Origin of the sequence: Bacillus sp. HY001, from assembly GCF_007558965.1 — a bacterium.
Lineage (GTDB): Bacteria > Bacillota > Bacilli > Bacillales > Bacillaceae_G > Bacillus_A > Bacillus_A mobilis.
The window spans coordinates 1-1,580 of sequence record NZ_VLTE01000273.1; the positions used below are offsets into that span (position 1 = coordinate 1).

Consider the following 1,580-nt stretch of genomic DNA (forward strand, 5'->3'; position numbering starts at 1 on the left):
AAAGTTGTGTCACTTAAATAAGCTATATCAATATCACTATCTTCTCGTTCCCTGTTCTCAGCCGTTGATCCAAACACAATTATCCAATAGGGATTCACTGTCTCTTGTAATTTTTCTATAATAGCTGTTATCATACCTTGAAAAATCATCTCATTAATCCCCCTTAGTATACTTGAATTTTATTATATCATAACCAATCATACGTCCTTTAAACTACCACAAATACTTAAATAAAATTAAGCCTTTTTAGTACTTAACTCCTCACAAAATTAGAAGTTTATTTCTGACCTAAAATTATTATAGTTCAGGGGTAGGTATGTTGTAGTTTTGTATCTATTCAATACGCAAGGAATTTTCCGCACATCCCTTCAAGATATCATGGACACTGCTTCTCTGCCTAAAGGCGTTATTTATCGCCGATTTAAAAGTAAAGAAGAAATTGCATTGGCTGCACTTGATAAAGGTGGAGAAATCATATGGAAACATTTTTATGCGGCTATAGAATATAAAGAAAATGTTATAGATAAAATCATCGCTATCTTCCTTGTATACCAAGATACGGTCAACAATCCCCCAATAGCTAATAGCTGGTGGGTATCCTTTACTTAATGTTGCAATTGAAAGTACAGATGTTTTCCCTGAATTACATGCTGCAGCTGCAAAAGGATATGATAATACAGTAGTACTAATGGAATCTCTTATTAAAGAAGGAGTCGACAAATAAGAAATTAAAGATGATATAGATGTTATGTCACTTGCTTCTTTCATAGAAGGGGCTATTATGGCTAGTCAAGTAACAAAAATAATATACACCACCATTATTTTATAGAACAAGTAAGACATCTTCTTAATTCATATGCCAATTAACTCTTCCTAAACATTTTAAAACAAAAAGGCTCTTATGCTACTACGCATAAGAGCCTTTCTCACTATTATTATAAACAACTAGTTATATAAGAATCCTTTATACTAAGAAGTTCTTTCTACCATTATTCTGGGAAAATAAAGGTAGAGTCCCCTTCACTATTAGCGGAATCTTCTTTTGGGAATGTAATAGTAGAACCTTCATTTCCCTTATTCCCTTTATTTATTTCTGGTTCATCAGGAAATACAATGGAGGAATCATTACTTAAGTTTGGTGAAAAACCAAGTTTAGATAAAATAGCTTTTAAGTCAGGTAAAACACCAATTTTATCAGAGACTGGATCGTTAGATTTGGTTCCTGTACTAGGGTCACTTAAAATATCCCTAAGTTGGCTTGGTGTATATACTTTTTCCTTATTATGTTTTGCAATTCCTTGAATTGATGCAGCAGCACCAGCAATAATAGGTGATGCGCTAGATGTTCCACTAAAGCTAGAAGTATATAGATTTGTTGTAAATTCACTTGGTTTAGCATCTGTTGTATCTACTGCATTCCCCCATCCATACACATCCACTCTACTACCATAATTAGAGAAATATGAACGCTTATGAGGAACTCTTGCAGAAGCTGCTCCAACCATAATTGCCCCTGAATCTTTAAAATCAGGACTATTACGATTTAAAACTTGTTTACCATTACGGTCTCTGAATTGATC

2 protein-coding genes and 1 pseudogene are annotated in these 1,580 nt (G+C 33.4%); 1 reads left to right on the forward strand and 2 read right to left on the reverse strand.

Features of this window, described 5'->3' with window-relative positions; genetic code table 11:
* Positions 1-149 (reverse strand): nucleotidyltransferase domain-containing protein (locus FOT98_RS31245; protein WP_144291257.1); only part of this gene is annotated, 149 nt, incomplete at its 3' end.
* 178 nt (positions 150-327) lie between these two features.
* Between FOT98_RS31245 and FOT98_RS31250 the strand changes: the two are divergent.
* A pseudogene (locus tag FOT98_RS31250) lies at positions 328-867 on the forward strand (TetR/AcrR family transcriptional regulator).
* 122 nt (positions 868-989) lie between these two features.
* Here FOT98_RS31250 and FOT98_RS31255 read toward each other — a convergent pair.
* Positions 990-1,580 (reverse strand): S8 family serine peptidase (locus FOT98_RS31255; RefSeq protein WP_144291258.1); only part of this gene is annotated, 591 nt, incomplete at its 5' end.